Source organism: Actinosynnema sp. NPDC059335 (assembly GCF_042752395.1).
In the GTDB taxonomy this organism is placed as follows: Bacteria; Actinomycetota; Actinomycetes; order Mycobacteriales; family Pseudonocardiaceae; genus Actinosynnema.
Map to the genome: position 1 here is coordinate 1 of NZ_JBHYXZ010000189.1, position 14,957 is coordinate 14,957.

The following is a 14,957-nucleotide window of genomic DNA, read 5'->3' on the forward strand; positions in this document are numbered from 1 at the left end:
CGACGGCGCGGGCGGTGCGGGCGCGGCGTTCGTGGGCGGCGGAGCGCTGGCGGGCGGCCGGGCGGCGGTCTTGAACGGCGGTGGGCCGGCGAACGCCTCCACCGCCATGGCCATGCCGTCGCCCAGGGCCTTGGCCAGCTCGTTGTAGCCGGTCTGCACGGCCGCGTCGGTGGCGAGCCGCGCCGTCTCCACGACCAGCCGGCCGACGAAGTCGGGCCCCTGCGCCAACGCGTTCGGGTGCAGGTCGAGCGCCTTCAGCTCACCCGTCGCGGTCGCGGTGGCGCGGGCCAGCCGGGTCGGGTGCTCGGCGGAGCCGGTGGTGCGGGCCAGCACCCCGGTCAGGCCCTCGGCCGCCGCGAGCCGTTCTTCCGTCACCGCGACCCCCTCAGGTACGAACCACCGAAGTCCTCGTCGTCCGGGCCGGGCTCGAAGCCGATCTCGGCCAACGCGCGCGCCGTCGCCGGGTCGACCACGCGTTCCAACGCCCGGTGCGCCCGTGCGGCGGCGTCCTTCGACGCCCGCGCGGACACGCGCAGGATCTCGTCCGCCAGCGCCCGCGGGCCCATCGCCAGCGCCGCCGGCGAGAGCCGCACGTCGCGCGGCGGGCCGCCGGGCGGGGTGACGACCGTGACCGCGCCGTCCGGAGACGACGCCCGGCCGAGCACGGGTCCGGTGCGCGCGACGTGCTCGGACACCCGTCGCCCGGTGTCGGCGACCCGGTCGGCCGCCCGCTGCGTCTCGTCCACGTCCTCAGCCCGTCGGTCGGTAGAAGCCCAGGAAACCCATGCCGCTGTTGGTGGTGCGGATCGGGTTGACCTGCACCGGGTCGCCCGCCTCCACCATCTGGCCGTTGCCGATCACCATGGCCACGTGCCCGTCCCACACCACCAGGTCGCCCGGCAGCACCTGGCCGGGCGGCACGGACGCGCCCATCGCCTGCGACGACGCGGGCCGGGGGATGTCGAAGCCCGCGCCGGCGTACGCCCACTGGGTCAGGCCGCTGCAGTCCGTGCCCTGGGGCGGGTTCGCGCCGCCCCACACGTACGGGGTGCCGAGCGCGGACAACGCGTTGCGCACGGCGCGGGCGGCGGTCTCGTTGGGCGCTTCGGCGGAGCTGCCGTCGGGCAGGTTCACGCCGACGCCGGTGCCCGGTTGGGGTGGGATGGCGACCGGCAGGCGCGGACCGACGGCACCGCCGCCTCCACCGCCCCCGCCACCACCACCGCTGCCGCCCCCTCCGCCACCGCCACTCCCGCCACCGCCGTTGCCGCTGCCGCCGGACGAGGACGACCCGCCCGTGTCGCCCGCCGACGAGGTCGAGGTGGTGCCGCCGTTCTCCGCGCCCAGCGGATCACCGATGCCGGCGAAGTTCGGCTGGGTCAGCCCTTGGAGCCGCGCCACGACGTCCGTCAGCGCGGTGCGGACCCGGTCCAGCTCCTGACCGGTCCTGCCCTCGTACTCGCGGGCCTTCGCGGTCACCTCCGCGGCCACCGCGAGCACCGCGCCGATCCCGCCGAACACGCCCGCCGCGGCCGCCGCCGCCAACCGGGGCCACGCCCAGCCGGTGAACTCGTCGATCAGGCCCTGGATCGCGGTCCGGCCGCGGTCCACCGCCTCCACGGCCGCGGTCGCGGCCTCCTGCACGGTCGTGGCGTTGCGCGCCAACGTGCCCACGCCGCCGGAGAACGCGGCGACGCGGGACTGGAACGCGGTCGCCTTCTCGCCGTACCAGTCGGTCAGCGCGGCGTTGGCCGCGCCGGTGTGCCTGCCGTCGATCCCGGTCAACGCCGTGGCCGCGCGCCCGAACTTCTCCGCCGCGCCCGTCGCGCCGCCGGTGTCGCCGTCGAGCTTGGCCAGGTGGTCCTTCATCGGCTGGACCAGAGCCGCGAGGAGGCCGCCGACGTCCACGTCAGGCCCTCGACGCCCGGTCCAGGGCGGCGCTGTTGGCCGCCTCCTGCTCGACGTACGCCTGCGCGGTCCTGCCCACCTCGCCCGCGAACGCCGACAAGGCGGCGGAGGCGGCTGCCGCACCGTCCACTTGGGCCTGCGCCGCGCGCTGGAACGCGGCCCCCAGGCCGACCTCGTCGCCGATCGCGCCGAAACTGCCCGCGGCCAACGACGTCGTGCCCGCCAACGTCGCCGTGCCGACCGCGCCGACCTCGTCCGCCAGACCCGTCGCCGTGCTGCCGTACGCCGACAGCGCCGCGGTGTCGACGCCGAAACCCCGTGCCACGCTCGTCCCCCTTTGGTGCCGTGCGCCCGTGATCCTGCCCGATCCGCCAGTGGGCCGTGCGGTGTTCGGCGAGATCCTGCCCCGATGAGCGGTACCACCGGTGGTATCGAGACCTGATCATGGGCAGGTGGGTGTTTTACGCCATTGGGAACGGATCGTGGCGTGGCTGGACGACCACGCCCCCTTGACCGGATCGGCGTTCGTGCCCCCCGAGGACAGCGCCGCGGTCGAGGCGTTGGCGGCTGCCAGCGGACTGGAGCCGCCCGCCGAGCTGCGCGCGTGGTGGGCGGTGTGCGGCGGGACGGCCGACCTGGCGTTCGCCGAGGTGCTGCCGCCGTTCTACACCCCTCTCGGGCCGACCAACGCGTTGAAGTCGTGGCGGCTGAAAACCCGGTTCTGGCCGGCCGACCTCGACACCGAGGCGGGCACGCCCACAGTGGGGTTTCACCCGAAGTGGTTGCCGATCGCGTTCGACGGGTGCGGTGACGCGTTGGCGGTGGACCTGCGGCCCGGCGTGCTGTCGGGGTGCGTGGTCGAGTGGGACCGGGAGGCGGGCGAGATGCTCAAGCCCGAGTGGACCAGCCTGGACGAGATGCTGGACCAGGTCGCGACGGCGTTGGAGCACCGCAGCAGGCTCGGCCACTGCGAGCCGTTGGTGACGACCGACGGCCGGTTGGGGTGGTGCACGAACTAGCGGCCGGACGTCCTGGGCGTTGAACTCGGGGCTCGTGAACGTAGGACTCACGCGTTCTGAGCGTAGGACTCACGCGTTCTGGAGGTAGGACACGCGGGTGATCACACGTGTGGGTGGAAGAAGGGTGGTTGGCGCGCTGAAGTCGGCGCGGTGACGTTGGCTGCGGGGAGGTGGTCCACCTCCACGGGAGCCGGACATGCAGATCAGCCGCATCGGAGCCGTCGGCGTGGCGGCGGCCGTCGCGCTCGCCGCCGCCGCGATCGGGTGGGCGTCCGACGACCGGTCGGCGCTCGCCGCGGTGGTCAACCCGCTGCGGCCCGTCGCGCCGGACGACGTGGTGGCCGACCCGAGCCACGGGTTCCTGGTGCTGGTCGAGGGCGACGCCTCGTTGTACGAGAACGAGACCGAGGGCCCGGTGGCGATCGGCGGCGACGTCCGGTTCCGCGTCTACAACGCCGGTCCCAACCACCCCGGCGCCTACGTCCTGCCCGGCGACACCCGGCCGACCAGCCTGGTGATCGGCGGCCGGCCGCTGTTCGAGGAGAGCGGCACGGGCACGCTCAGGGTGCTCGACAACTCCTACGCCAAGATCGGCGACCTGAGCGGCGCGAGCGTGCTGCCGTCCGGCGGCGTGACCCACGTCGTGCCCGCGGGCGGCAACGAGGGCACGCTGCCCGCCGTGCAGGTCCAGACCTCGCAGCCCGCCGCGTCGGTCGGCGGCCCGAGCGGGTTCGACTTCCCCGCCCTGTTCGCGCTGTACCGGGGGATCAACGCGGACGTGCACGTCTGCGCCCCGACGGTCCAGTTGCGGGACGGGAACGGGCAGAACCCGTGGAACGGCACCGATCCCGGCGCGACCCTCGGCCTGCGGCCGGGCCAGAACGTCCTCACCCTCACCGGCGCGCAGCTCGACGCGCTGGAGTACGTCAACCCGCTCGCGGGCGGCCTCCAGCCGGGTGACGAGGCGTGGCTGATCGTCAACGTCCAGGTGAGCGGCGACTACACGTTCGCGCCGCCGAACGTCTCCTGGCAGGGCAACGCGCCGTCCACGCACGTGCTGTGGAACTTCACCACCTCGGGGACCATCACGTTGCCGGAGCAGTCCAACACCGTCTGGGGGACCGTCTACGCCCCCAACGCGACGCTGGTCGACCACAGCTCGAACAACATCGAGGGCGCGGTCGTGGTGAAGTCCCTCGTGCAGGGCGGCCCGGTGGTCGGGGGCGGGGGCAACGGCGGCGAGATCCACTACGCGCCGTTCGTGGACGACCTCACGACCTGTGCCGAACCCACGTCCACGACGACCACCACGACCACGTCCGCCACCACGACCACGTCCACCACCGCGGGGACGACGACCACCACGACAGCCACCACGACGACCACTGCGGCGGAGACGACGAGCGGGACGACGGGCACGACCGGGACGACCGCGCCGGTGGTCCGGCCGGAGGACGGGCTCGCGGACACCGGCGCAGGGGTGCGCGGCACGCTGGTCGCCGGCGGGCTGCTCGTCCTGTCCGGTGTGGCCGCGCTGGCCCTGACCCGGCGGCGGGACCGCCGTGGCCGCCCTGCCGACCCGCGATCTCCAGTGGACTGAGTCGTCGCAGCTCAGGGCACTGCGCCGCTAGTGGGCTCCGGAGATCCTTACCTGGACCCCGCGTCCGGGGTGCTGCGCAACACCCTCGGCCTGACCGACCCGGACGAGTGGGCCTTCGCCGAGGCGCGGCTGAGCGCCATGCGCCTGGAGCAGCTCGCGCTCGCGCCCCTGCCCGGCCTCTACGACCTCGCCCACCTGCGCCTTCCACCGCCGCATCTTCGGCGACTTCTACCCTGGGCGGGCGAGCTGCGCCGGGTGAACATCGCGCGGTCCCCGCTGTTCGCCGCCTGGCAGCAGATCGAGCCGTGCGCGGCCGGCGTGTTCGACGACCTCAAGCGCGAGCGGTACCTGCGCGACCTGGGCCGCGACCGGTTCCTGATGACGGCCGGCGGTGAGGCGTTGGTCGGGCTGTTCGACGCTGTCCTGGACCCGGCGTGATGTGTGATGTGACGAGGGTCACACTGTAGCGAGAACCCTTTCCGGCCGGAGGCCGTCTTGCCGGGTGTGAACGAGGAGCAGTTGGTCCGCGCGGTGGCCCGGGGCGACCGCGCGGCCTTCGAGCAGCTCTACCGCCGCACGTCGCCGTGGCTGGCCGTGCGCCTGCGCCGCCGGTGCGCCGACGAGCAGGTCGTGGCCGAGGTCATGCAGGAGACGTACCTGGCGGTGTGGCGGGCGGCGGGGTCGTTCGCGGGCGCGGCGGTCGACGGCACGGCGGTCGGCTGGCTGTGGACGATCGCGGCCCGGCGGCTGGTCGACGCGTTCCGCAGGCGGGCCCGGCAGGCCGGGCCGCTGCCGGTGGCGGAGGTCGCGCCGGCCGCCGAGGACGAGGCGCTGGCGGGCGCGTTGAGCGACGACGTCGGCGGCGCGTTGCGCGACCTCGCGCCGGAGCTGCGCCAGGTGTTGCAGGCGATGGTGCTGGACGGGCTGACCGTGCGCGAGACCGCGGTGCTGCTCGGGGTGCCCGAGGGCACCGTCAAGACCCGCGCCCGGCGGGCCCGGATCGCGATGCGGGAGGCACTGTCATGAGCGAGCACCCGACGGCCGCGTCGATCGCCCGTTACGCGGCGGGCGACGACCTGCCCGCCGACGTGCTGTGGGCGGTGGAGGCGCACCTGGAGACGTGCGAGACCTGCCGGCTCAGGCTGGCCGACGTGGCTCCGCCGCAGGTGACGGCATTGACGACGGCCGTGTGGGCGGGGCTGGAGCCGACCGGCGCGCCGGTGCGCCGCCGGCGGAGGGTCGCGCGCTGGGCCACGCCGTCGCTGCTGCCGTGGCTCGCCATGACCGCGTTCGTGGTGCTGGCGGCGCTGGTGGTGGACGGGCTGGTGGGCGAGCGCTCGACGTCGTTCCCGGTGCTGCTGGTCGCCCCCGTGGTGCCGGTCCTGGGCGTGGCGGCGGCGTGGTCGCGGGGCATGGACCCGGCCTACGAGCTGGTGGTGTCCACCGCGCGGGCCGGGTTGGAACTGGTGTTGCGCCGCACGGTGGCGGTGCTGGTCGTGGTGCTGCCGGGCCTGCTGCTCGGCGGCTGGCTGACCGGCGCGTCGCCGGCGTACTGGCTGCTGCCGTGCCTGTCCGTCACCTCGGTGACGTTGGCGCTCGGCGGCGTGATCGGGGTGCGCCGGGCCGCGGTCGCCGCGGTCGCCGCGTGGGCGGCGCTGGTGATCGGTCCGGCGGTGGTCGTCGGCGGTGTGCCGGGCGTGCTCGCGCCGGGCGCGGCGCCGGTCTGGGCGGCGGTGCTGGTCGGGGGCGCCGCCGCCGTGTTCTTCAGGGCCGCGGCCTACGCGCGGCTGTGACGGAGGGAAGAGGGCTGGTGGCACGAGCGGTGAGCGCGGCGGAGGTCGCGCCGACGGGGTACGCCTGGCAGGTCGAGGCGGAGGGCCTGCGCGTGCGCGCGGGTCGCACGATGGCGGTGGACGGGCTCGACCTGCGGCTGGGCCGGGGCGTGCACGGCCTGCTCGGGCCGAACGGGGCGGGCAAGACGACGCTGATCCGGTCGCTGGCGACCGTGCTGCGGCCCGCGTCCGGGCGGTTGGCGGTGCTCGGCTCGTCCGTGACCGGGCGGCTCGACCTGCGCCGGGTGCGCCGGTCGCTGGGCTACCTGCCGCAGGACTTCGGCTACTACAAGCGGTTCACGGTGCGCGAGTTCGTCGAGTACGTGGCGTGGCTCAAGGAGATGCCCAAGCGGGACGTGCCCGGCGCGGTGCAGCGGGCCGTGGAGCGGGTGGGGCTGGCCGACCGCGCCGATTCGCGGATGAAGTCGCTGTCCGGCGGCATGGTGCGGCGCGCGGGCATCGCCCAGGCCATCGTCAACGACCCCGAGGTGCTGCTGCTGGACGAGCCGACCGCGGGCCTCGACCCCGGTCAGCGGGTCCGGTTCCGGGAGCTGCTCGGGGAGCTGGGCGCGGACTCGTGCGTGGTCGTGTCGACGCACCTGGTCGAGGACGTCGCGGCGGCGTGCACGGACGTGGTGCTGTTCAACAAGGGCCGGCTCGTGTTCCAGGGCACGCCCGACGACCTGGCCGCCGCGGGCGGCCCGGACGACGTCGGCGACAGCCCGCTGGAACGCGGCTACTCGGCCCTCCTCGGTGGGGCGGGTGACTGGTGAGGATCCTCGGGATCGAGCTGAGGAGGACCACGGCGCTGGTCCTCGGCGCGCTGGCGGTGGTGGCCCTGGTGGGGATGCTCGGCTGGGGGCCGTCGGCGAAGAACAGCACCGCGTGGACGCGGCAGTGGACGACGATGGCCGAGTGGGTCCGGTTCATGCTGGTGCTGGCGTGGCCGTTGACGCTGGGCGGCGGCGCGTTGCAGGGCCTGCGGGACCGGCGGTCCGGGGTGGGGGAGCTGTTCGGCTCCACGCCGAGGCCGAGGGCGCAGCGGGTCGCGGTGACGCTCGGCGCGCTGGCCGTGGCCCTGGCCGCGGCGTACGCGGTGGTGCTCGCGATCGGCGCGGCGCAGGTGGTGTCGGCGACGGACTACTTCCACCTCGGCTGGCTGCCGATCGCGCTGGTCGGCGTGGTGGCGCTGGTCGGGGCGGCGGCGCTGGGCATGGGGCTGGCCAGGCTCGTGCCGTCGCCGTTGACGCCCCCGCTGCTGGCGATCGGCGGGCTGGCCCTGATGTCGCTGGGGACGGCGCCGGTGGCGGGGGAGGCGTTCGGCTGGGTGCTGCTGCTGCCGTCGCTGCCGATGCCGGTCACGGTGTACGCGACGGTGCCGGGGTCGGTCAGCGCGGTGCAGTTGGTGTGGTTCGCGGGGGTGGCGTTGACGGGGTTCGTGCTGGTGGCGGCGCGGCGGCGGTGGTTGGGCGTGCTGCCGGTGCTGGTGGCGGGTGTGGTGGTGGCGCCGTTGCTGCCGGCGACGCCGGGGGAGGCGGTGGCGCGTGACGCGGTGGCGGCGGAGTTGGTGTGCGAGGACGGGTTGTGCCTGACGCGGGCGCACGAGCACGAGCGGTCCGCGTTGGCGGGGCCGGCGCGGGAGGCGTTGCGGCTGTTGGGGAGGCTGCCGTCGCCTCCCACGTCGGTGCGGGAGGTGGCCGGGCCGGTGCGGGGCGAGCCGGCGCGCGGTCCGGAGTCGACGGACGCGGTGTGGGTGGACCTGGACGAGATCGCGTACTTCCGGCGGGAGCCGCTCACGGCCGAGCGGTTGACGGCGTACCTGGTCGCGGGGGCGGGGACGCGGACGTGCTACGGCGACGTCATCCCGCGGGAGGTGACGCGTGAGGTGGCGGCGCGGGCGGTGATGACGTCGTGGTTGACCGGTCGGGTGGAGACGCTGCCGTCGTTCCGCGAGTGGTTGGGGGCGGAGATCGACGCGTTGGCGGCGGATGCGCTGGGGAGGTTGCGGGCGCTGCCGGAGGGGGAGCAGGCGGTCAGGGTGCAGGCGGCGCGGGAGGTGCAGGCGGCTTGTGCCGGTGATGCGTTGGAGGTGTTGGTGGGGAGGGACTGAAGGCGTCGAAAGATCAAGAGCGTCCTCGCCGGACGGGCAGGTCGGCGGGATGACGCGGAACCCTTCTCCGGGGGAAGGACATGTGGTTGACGTGGTGATGCGGTGGTTCGTGCTGTACGCGCGGGCGCGGCAGTTGCCCGCGGCGGTGGTGGCGGTGGTGGTCGCGGTGGGGGTGCTCGGGTACCTCGCCTGGCCCGGTGGCAGTCCGCAGTTGGGGGCGTTCGGCGCGGCGGTGGGGGTGGCGGTGGTGGCCACCGGGCTCGGTGGGCACGACTTGGCGTTGGAGCGCACGGCGGCGTTCGGGTGGCCGCCGCGGCGGGCGGGGCACCTGGTGGTGGGTGGCGCGGTCGTCGTGGTGCCGCTGGTGGCGGTCGGGTGGGTGGCGGAGCCGATCGCGGCGGAGGCGTTCCTGGTCCGGGATGTGGTTGGTCTTGGTGGGCTCGCGGCGTTGGGGGCGGTGGTGTTCGGGGCGCGGGCGGCTTGGGCGTTGCCCGTGGGGTGGGCCGGTGTCACGTTGGTCGTGCCGGCCGCGGACGAGCACTGGCTCAGCCGGTTGGCGACGTGGCCGGTGCAGCCCGAGGGCACGACCTCGGCGACGGTGGCCGCGGTCGTGCTCGGGTGCACCGGCCTGCTCGTGCACAGCTGGCTCGGTTGTCGGCGTTAGACGCCGATCGGGTGCCAGACGGTCTTGGTCTCCAGGAAGGCGCGCAGGCGGGCCAGGTCGGGTTCGCGGGTGAAGTCCTCGGCCGGGCGGGCGCGCAGGACCCGCTTGACGGTGCCGGCGGCCGCGCGTTCCAGGTCCGCCCTGGTCGACTCGGGTGCGCCGGTCAGGTCCAAGGCGTTGACGTCCGCGTGGGAGGCCAGCCACGGTGCGATTTCGGCGGTGCGGCCGGTCAGCACGTTGACCACGCCGCCGGGCAGGTCGGAGGTGGCCAGGACCTCGGAGAGGGTCACCGCGGGCAGGGGGCGGTCCTGGGAGGCCACGACCACGGCCGTGTTGCCGGTCGTGATGACCGGGGCGACCGCGCTGATCAGGCCCAGCAGCGACGACTGCTGGGGGGCGAGGACGGCGACCACGCCCGTCGGCTCGGGCACCGAGAACGAGAAGTAGGGGCCGGCCACCGGGTTGGACGCGCCGAGCACGGTGGCGACCTTGTCCGTCCAGCCCGCGTACCAGACCCACCGGTCGATCGCGGCGTCGACCAGGGACTGGGCCTTCTTGGCGGCGACGCCCTCGGCCGCCGCCACCTCGGCGATGAACTGCTCCCGCCGGCCCTCCAGGACCTCGGCGACCCGGAACAGCACCTGCCCCCGGTTGTAGGCCGTGGCCCCCGACCAGCCGGGGAACGCCTTGCGGGCCGCCGCCACCGCGTCCCGGGCGTCCTTGCGGGAACCCTGGGCGGCGTTGGCCAGGAACGCGCCCTTGGCGTCGACCACCGGGTAGGACCGGCCCGACTCCGAGCGCGGGAAGGCGCCGCCGATGTAGAGCTTGTAGGTCTTCGCGACCGCGATCCGGTTCTCAGACATCGAGGTACGCCTCCAGCCCGGTGCGGCCGCCCTCGCGGCCGAAGCCCGACTCCTGGTAGCCGCCGAACGGGGCGGTCGGGTCGAAGCGGTTGAACGTGTTCGCCCACACCACGCCGGCGCGCATCTTCTGCGCCGCCCACAGGATGCGGGAGCCCTTCTCGGTCCAGATGCCGGCCGACAGCCCGTACGGCGTGTTGTTCGCCTTGGCCACGGCCTCGTCCGGGGTGCGGAACGTCAGCACGGACAGCACCGGCCCGAAGATCTCCTCGCGGGCGATCCGCATCGCCTGCGACACGTTGGAGAACACCGTCGGCGCGAAGTAGAAACCCTTGTCCGGCAACGGGCACGAGGACGTCCACCGCTGCGCGCCCTCGGCGTCGCCGGACTCGACCAGCTCCTGGATCTTGGTCAGCTGCTCGCGCGAGTTGATCGCGCCGATGTCGGTGTTCTTGTCCAGCGGGTCGCCGACGCGCAGCGTGGTGATGCGGGTGTGCAGCTTCTCCAGCACCTCCTCGGCCACCGACTCCTGCACCAGCAGCCGCGAGCCCGCGCAGCACACGTGGCCCTGGTTGAAGAAGATGCCGTTGACGATGCCCTCGACCGCCTGGTCCAGCGGGGCGTCGTCGAACACGATGTTCGCCGCCTTGCCGCCCAGCTCCAGGGTCAGCCTGCGACCCGTGCCGGCGAGCTGCCGCTGGATGATCTTGCCGACCTCGGTCGAGCCGGTGAACGCGACCTTGTCCACGTCCGGGTGGGACACGACGGCCGCGCCCACGTCGCCCGCGCCGGGCAGGATGTTCACCACGCCGGGCGGCAGGTCGGCCTGCTGGATGATCTCCGCCAGCACCAGCGCGGTCAGCGGCGTCGTCTCGGCCGGCTTGAGCACGACCGTGTTGCCGGTGGCCAGCGCGGGCGCGATCTTCCACGCGGCCATGAGCAGCGGGAAGTTCCACGGGATGACCTGGCCGACCACGCCGAGCGGGCGGGGGTCGGGGCCGTAGCCCGCGTAGCCGAGCTTGTCCGCCCAACCCGCGTGGTAGAAGAAGTGCGCGGCGGCCGTGGGCACGTCCACGTCGCGCGACTCCTTGATCGGCTTGCCGTTGTCCAGCGACTCCAGCACCGCCAGCTCCCGCGCCCGCTCCTGGATCAGGCGGGCGATGCGGAAGACGTACTTGGCCCGCTCGGAGCCGGGCATGCGGCCCCAGACGCGGTCGTAGGCGCGGCGGGCGGCCTTCACGGCCTTGTCCACGTCCGCCGGCGCGGCCGTGGAGACCTCGGCCAGCACCTCCTCCGTGCCGGGGTTGACGGTCTTCAGCGGCTCACCGGCGCCCTCGACGAACTGGCCGTCGACGAACATCCGGTAGTTCGGCTTGAGGTTCGCGATGTCCCGCGACTCGGGCGCGGGCGCGTATTCCCACATGTCAGTCCACCGTCACGTAATCGGGGCCGCTGTAGTGGCCCGCCAACTGGGTGCGCCGCTGCATCAGCAGGTCGTTGAGCAGCGTGGAGGCGCCGAAGCGGAACTTCTCGGGGGTCAGCCACTCCGGTCCCGCGACCTCGTGCACCGCCACCAGGTACTTGATCGCGTCCTTGGTCGTGCGGATGCCGCCGGCGGGCTTCACGCCGCGGACCTCGCCCGTCTGGGCGTGCCAGTCGCGGACGGCCTGCAACATGACGTGCGTGACCGGCAGCGTCGCGGCGGGCGTCACCTTGCCGGTGGAGGTCTTGACGAAGTCGCCGCCCGCGAGCAGGGCGAGCCACGACGCGCGGCGCACGTTGTCGTAGGTGGCCAGTTCGCCGGTCTCCAGGATGACCTTGAGGTGCGCGTCCCCACAGGCGTGCTTGACCTGCGCGATCTCGTCGAACACCTGCCCGTAGCGGCCGGACAGGAACGCGCCCCGGTCGATCACCATGTCGATCTCGGTCGCGCCCGCGTCCACGGCGAAGGCGGTGTCCTCCAGCTTCACCTTCAGGCTGGACCGGCCGGACGGGAACGCGGTGGCGACGCTCGCGACCCCGATCCCGGTGCCGCGCAGCTCCTCGACCGCCGTCGCGACCATGTCCGGGTACACGCAGACGGCGGCGACGCGCGGCACCTCCGGGTGGTCCGGGTCGGGCCGGCGGGCCTTCGCGGCCAGCGACCGCACCTTGCCGGGCGTGTCCGCGCCCTCCAGCGTGGTCAGGTCGACCATGCCGATGGCGGTGTCGATGGCCCAGAGCTTGCCGGCCTTCTTGATGCTGCGGGTGCCCAGACCGGCCGCGCGCTGTTCGACGCCGACCTGGTCCACACCGGGCAGCCCGTGCAGGAACCGGCGCAGCGACGCGTCGTCGCGCACGGCGTCCGCGAGCGCCGGGGGCAGCTGCGTTCGCGGTGGGGTTGTCGGAGCAGCCATGCCGCCGAGTCTAGGCGGAATGGGACGGCCGTCCCAAGTGAGCGACTTCGGGCAGGTCAGCCGCCCTGCGCTAGCCCTCCAGCTCGTCGTACTTGTGACCCTTGACCTTCTTCTTCTTGGGCCGCTTCACCTCGACCGCGCCCATCATCGCGAAGCCCGTGATGCGCACGACCGGCCCGCCGGGGATGGTCGGCGCACCCTTGTGGGTGGCGTCCTCGAACGCGCCCATGAAGCCGATGCCGTCCACCCGGACGGTGACGTCCTCCGGCACGATGATCTCCACCGCGCCCATGAGCGCGTAGGCGTTGATCGTCGTCTCGCCCTGGGCGAAGCGGGCGCGGGTCAGGTCCAGCTCCACGCCGCCCATGAACGCCACCGCCGTGTGCATCGGCGGCACGACCCACTCACCCCGCCGCTCCACGCCCGACCAGAACGCGAACGACACGGTGGAGCCGGGCGTGCCGCCGATGCGGGAGGCGGGGGCGTGATGCTGGATCGGCGCGGGCAGCACGGTGGGCGGCGGCACGCCGAGGTCGGCGGTCAGCGGCACCAGGTCGCCGTAGGTCTTCGACGCGTACACGGCGGCCAGGCGCTCGTCCAGCTCGTGCAGGTCGAGCCGACCCTCGCCGTGGGCCTGTTGGAGCACCTGGGCGACCTTCTCGCGGTCGGCGTCCGAGGCGCGCATCTGACGGGGGTCCGGGACCAGCTCGTCGCTCACACGGGTGAGTCTAGGAGGGCGGGCGGTGGAGTGGTCGCGTTCCGGTCGCGGTTTTCAGGTCGGCCGGCGGACCGGGAGGCCGGCGGCGCGGTAGATGTCGTCCACGACGCGCAGGGTGGCCACCGCGTCGTCGGCCGTCGTCGGGAACGGCCGGCCGTGCACCACGGCGTCCGCGAACGCCTCCAGCTGGTACTCGTACGTCGGCCGCCGGGCGAACCGCTCGACCCGCCGGTGCCCGTCCAGCCTCACCGCGAGCCGGTGGCCGTACTGGGGCGCGAAGGGGTTGAACACGCGCACCTCGCCGTGGTCGCCGAGCACCCTGGCCGAGAGCCGCGCGAGCGACCGTGACCACAGCGACGCCACCACGGTCCCGGTGTGCCCGCCCGGGAACTTCAGCTCAGCCCGCACGGCCCGGTCGACGTCCGGGCGCTTCAGCAGGGCCCGCGCCGACTTGACCTCGGGCTCACCGCCCAGCAGCCGCACCAGGTTCACCGCGTACGACCCGACGTCCATCAGCGCGCCGCCGGCCAGCTCCCACGAGTAGCGGATGTCGGCCGACCGGGGCAGCGGGATGCACATCCGCGCCTCCACGTGCCGCAGCGTGCCCAGCTCCGCGACCACCTCCGCCAGCCGTGCCGCCAACGGGTGGTAGCGGTAGTGGAACGCCTCCATCACCACCAGTCCGCTGCGCTTCGCGGCCTCCGCCACCGCCGCGGCCTCGTCCGCGTTCGCCGCGAAGGGCTTCTCGCACAGCACGTGCTTGCCGGCGGCCAGCGCCGCGAGCGTCCACCTCCCGTGCAGCCCGTTGGGCAGCGGGATGTAGACGGCGTCCAGGTTCTCGTCGGCCAACAGCTCTTCGTACGTCGTGTGCACCTTCGCGATGCCGTGCCGATCCGCGAACTCCCGCGCCCGCCCGACCTCCCGCGCCGCCACCGCCGACACCTCGACCGCCGCCACGGACCGCCCCGGTTCGACCAACGCCGCCGGCACGATCCGCGCCGCCCCCAACACCCCGATCCGCACGTGGTCGGCCATGGTCAGGACGTTACCCGCGGCAGCACCTCGTCAACCCCGGGCGCTTCGGCTCCGGTCGGACGCCGGTCGGCGGTTGACACATACTGTTCGACCATGGACGTCCTCGTTGTCGATCACCCACTGGCCAGGGCGCGGCTGACCACCATGCGTGACGCCCGCACCGACAACGCGGCGTTCCGCGCCGCGCTGCACGAGCTGACCGTGATGCTCGTGTACGAGGCCACGCGCGACCTGCCCGTGGCCGAGGAGCGGTTGCACACGCCCGTCGCCCGGACCACCGGCTACCGGCTCGCGAACCCGCCGCTGCTGGTGCCCGTGCTGCGGGCCGGGTTGGGGATGGCCGACCAGGCGCACAAGCTGATCCCGGACGCGCAGATGGGGTTCGTCGGCCTGGCGCGGGACGAGGAGACGCTCCAGCCGACCCCGTACATGGAGTCGCTGCCGGAGACGCTGGCGGGCCGGCCCGTCTTCGTGCTGGACCCGATGCTCGCCACGGGCGGCTCCATGGCGTACACGATCCGGCTGCTGACCGACCGCGGCGCGACCGACGTGACCGCGATCTGCGCCCTGGCCGCCCCCGAGGGCATCAAGCACCTGGAGGACTCGTCCCTCCCCGTCCGCCTGGTCACGGCCAGCGTGGACGAGCGCCTGAACGACTCGGGCTTCATCGTCCCCGGCCTGGGCGACGCCGGCGACCGCCAATACGGCGCCGTCCACTGAACCCGCGTGTCCTACGTTCGGAACGCGCGTGTCCTACGTTCGCGTACCCCGAGTTGAACGTTCAGGACGGGCGGGTCGTGTTCTGAGCGTTCAAC

The 14,957-nt window shown here is 73.8% G+C and carries 17 protein-coding genes and 1 pseudogene; 9 read left to right on the forward strand and 9 right to left on the reverse strand.

Annotated elements, in window-relative coordinates; all coding sequences use genetic code 11:
* From ACFXGA_RS35670 to ACFXGA_RS35685, 4 genes and pseudogenes are all read right to left on the reverse strand, one after another.
* Nucleotides 1-375 (reverse strand): annotated as a pseudogene (locus tag ACFXGA_RS35670) (hypothetical protein); the annotation flags it as partial.
* Complete coding sequence (locus ACFXGA_RS35675) at nt 372-746, reverse strand: hypothetical protein (protein WP_378095979.1); 375 nt, start codon at nt 744-746, stop codon at nt 372-374. The pseudogene ACFXGA_RS35670 and the gene ACFXGA_RS35675, both read right to left, overlap by 4 nt.
* Nucleotides 747-750: 4 nt before the next feature.
* Nucleotides 751-1,908, reverse strand: coding sequence for a C40 family peptidase (locus ACFXGA_RS35680; RefSeq protein ID WP_378095982.1), 1,158 nt, complete (start codon nt 1,906-1,908; stop codon nt 751-753).
* 1 nt (nt 1,909) lies between these two features.
* Complete coding sequence (locus tag ACFXGA_RS35685) at nt 1,910-2,233, reverse strand: type VII secretion target (protein WP_378095985.1); 324 nt, start codon at nt 2,231-2,233, stop codon at nt 1,910-1,912.
* Between the two features lie 127 nt (nt 2,234-2,360).
* Here ACFXGA_RS35685 and ACFXGA_RS35690 point away from each other — a divergent pair, with 127 nt between their 5' ends.
* The 8 genes from ACFXGA_RS35690 to ACFXGA_RS35725 all read left to right on the forward strand — a co-directional run bounded on the left by ACFXGA_RS35690 (nt 2,361) and on the right by ACFXGA_RS35725 (nt 9,133).
* Complete coding sequence (locus ACFXGA_RS35690; RefSeq protein ID WP_378095988.1) at nt 2,361-2,927, forward strand: SMI1/KNR4 family protein; 567 nt, start codon at nt 2,361-2,363, stop codon at nt 2,925-2,927.
* A gap of 196 nt (nt 2,928-3,123) precedes the next feature.
* Nucleotides 3,124-4,527, forward strand: coding sequence for a collagen-binding domain-containing protein (locus ACFXGA_RS35695; RefSeq protein ID WP_378095991.1), 1,404 nt, complete (start codon nt 3,124-3,126; stop codon nt 4,525-4,527).
* A gap of 30 nt (nt 4,528-4,557) precedes the next feature.
* Nucleotides 4,558-4,965, forward strand: a complete 408-nt coding sequence (locus ACFXGA_RS35700) for a hypothetical protein (RefSeq protein WP_378095994.1) — start codon at nt 4,558-4,560, stop codon at nt 4,963-4,965.
* A 57-nt stretch (nt 4,966-5,022) separates the two neighbouring features.
* On the forward strand, nt 5,023-5,553 hold the full coding sequence (locus tag ACFXGA_RS35705) for an RNA polymerase sigma factor (RefSeq protein ID WP_378095997.1): 531 nt from the start codon (nt 5,023-5,025) through the stop codon (nt 5,551-5,553).
* A complete protein-coding gene (locus ACFXGA_RS35710; protein WP_378096000.1) occupies nt 5,550-6,320 on the forward strand; it encodes a zf-HC2 domain-containing protein in 771 nt (256 codons plus the stop codon). Before ACFXGA_RS35705 ends, ACFXGA_RS35710 begins: the two co-directional genes overlap by 4 nt.
* A 17-nt stretch (nt 6,321-6,337) precedes the next feature.
* Nucleotides 6,338-7,132 carry an ABC transporter ATP-binding protein gene (locus tag ACFXGA_RS35715; protein ID WP_378096002.1) on the forward strand — a complete coding sequence of 265 codons (795 nt, stop codon included), beginning with the start codon at nt 6,338-6,340 and terminating at the stop codon, nt 7,130-7,132.
* Nucleotides 7,129-8,469, forward strand: coding sequence for a hypothetical protein (locus ACFXGA_RS35720; RefSeq protein WP_378096005.1), 1,341 nt, complete (start codon nt 7,129-7,131; stop codon nt 8,467-8,469). Before ACFXGA_RS35715 ends, ACFXGA_RS35720 begins: the two co-directional genes overlap by 4 nt.
* Nucleotides 8,470-8,551: 82 nt before the next feature.
* Nucleotides 8,552-9,133, forward strand: a complete 582-nt coding sequence (locus ACFXGA_RS35725) for a hypothetical protein (protein ID WP_378096008.1) — start codon at nt 8,552-8,554, stop codon at nt 9,131-9,133.
* On the opposite strand, the gene ACFXGA_RS35730 is transcribed toward ACFXGA_RS35725, so the two are convergent.
* The 5 genes from ACFXGA_RS35730 to ACFXGA_RS35750 all read right to left on the reverse strand — a co-directional run bounded on the left by ACFXGA_RS35730 (nt 9,130) and on the right by ACFXGA_RS35750 (nt 14,142).
* Nucleotides 9,130-9,996 (reverse strand): aldehyde dehydrogenase family protein, encoded by an 867-nt coding sequence (locus tag ACFXGA_RS35730; protein ID WP_378096011.1) that lies wholly within the window; start codon nt 9,994-9,996, stop codon nt 9,130-9,132. The genes ACFXGA_RS35725 and ACFXGA_RS35730 overlap by 4 nt on opposite strands.
* Nucleotides 9,989-11,416, reverse strand: coding sequence for an aldehyde dehydrogenase family protein (locus ACFXGA_RS35735; RefSeq protein ID WP_378096014.1), 1,428 nt, complete (start codon nt 11,414-11,416; stop codon nt 9,989-9,991). The genes ACFXGA_RS35730 and ACFXGA_RS35735 overlap by 8 nt, the downstream gene beginning before the upstream one ends.
* Nucleotide 11,417: 1 nt before the next feature.
* The gene (deoC, locus tag ACFXGA_RS35740; protein ID WP_378096017.1) at nt 11,418-12,389 is read right to left on the reverse strand and encodes a deoxyribose-phosphate aldolase; all 972 of its coding nucleotides are present in this window, start codon (nt 12,387-12,389) and stop codon (nt 11,418-11,420) included.
* 70 nt (nt 12,390-12,459) lie between these two features.
* Nucleotides 12,460-13,107, reverse strand: a complete 648-nt coding sequence (locus ACFXGA_RS35745) for a DUF1707 domain-containing protein (protein WP_378096020.1) — start codon at nt 13,105-13,107, stop codon at nt 12,460-12,462.
* Nucleotides 13,108-13,161: 54 nt separating this feature from the next.
* Nucleotides 13,162-14,142: a Gfo/Idh/MocA family protein gene (locus ACFXGA_RS35750; protein ID WP_378096024.1), complete on the reverse strand. Its 981-nt coding sequence runs from the start codon at nt 14,140-14,142 to the stop codon at nt 13,162-13,164.
* Between the two features lie 93 nt (nt 14,143-14,235).
* On the opposite strand from ACFXGA_RS35750, the gene upp reads away from it, so the two are divergent.
* Nucleotides 14,236-14,862 (forward strand): uracil phosphoribosyltransferase, encoded by a 627-nt coding sequence (gene upp, locus ACFXGA_RS35755; RefSeq protein ID WP_378096027.1) that lies wholly within the window; start codon nt 14,236-14,238, stop codon nt 14,860-14,862.
* Nucleotides 14,863-14,957: the final 95 nt, after the last annotated feature.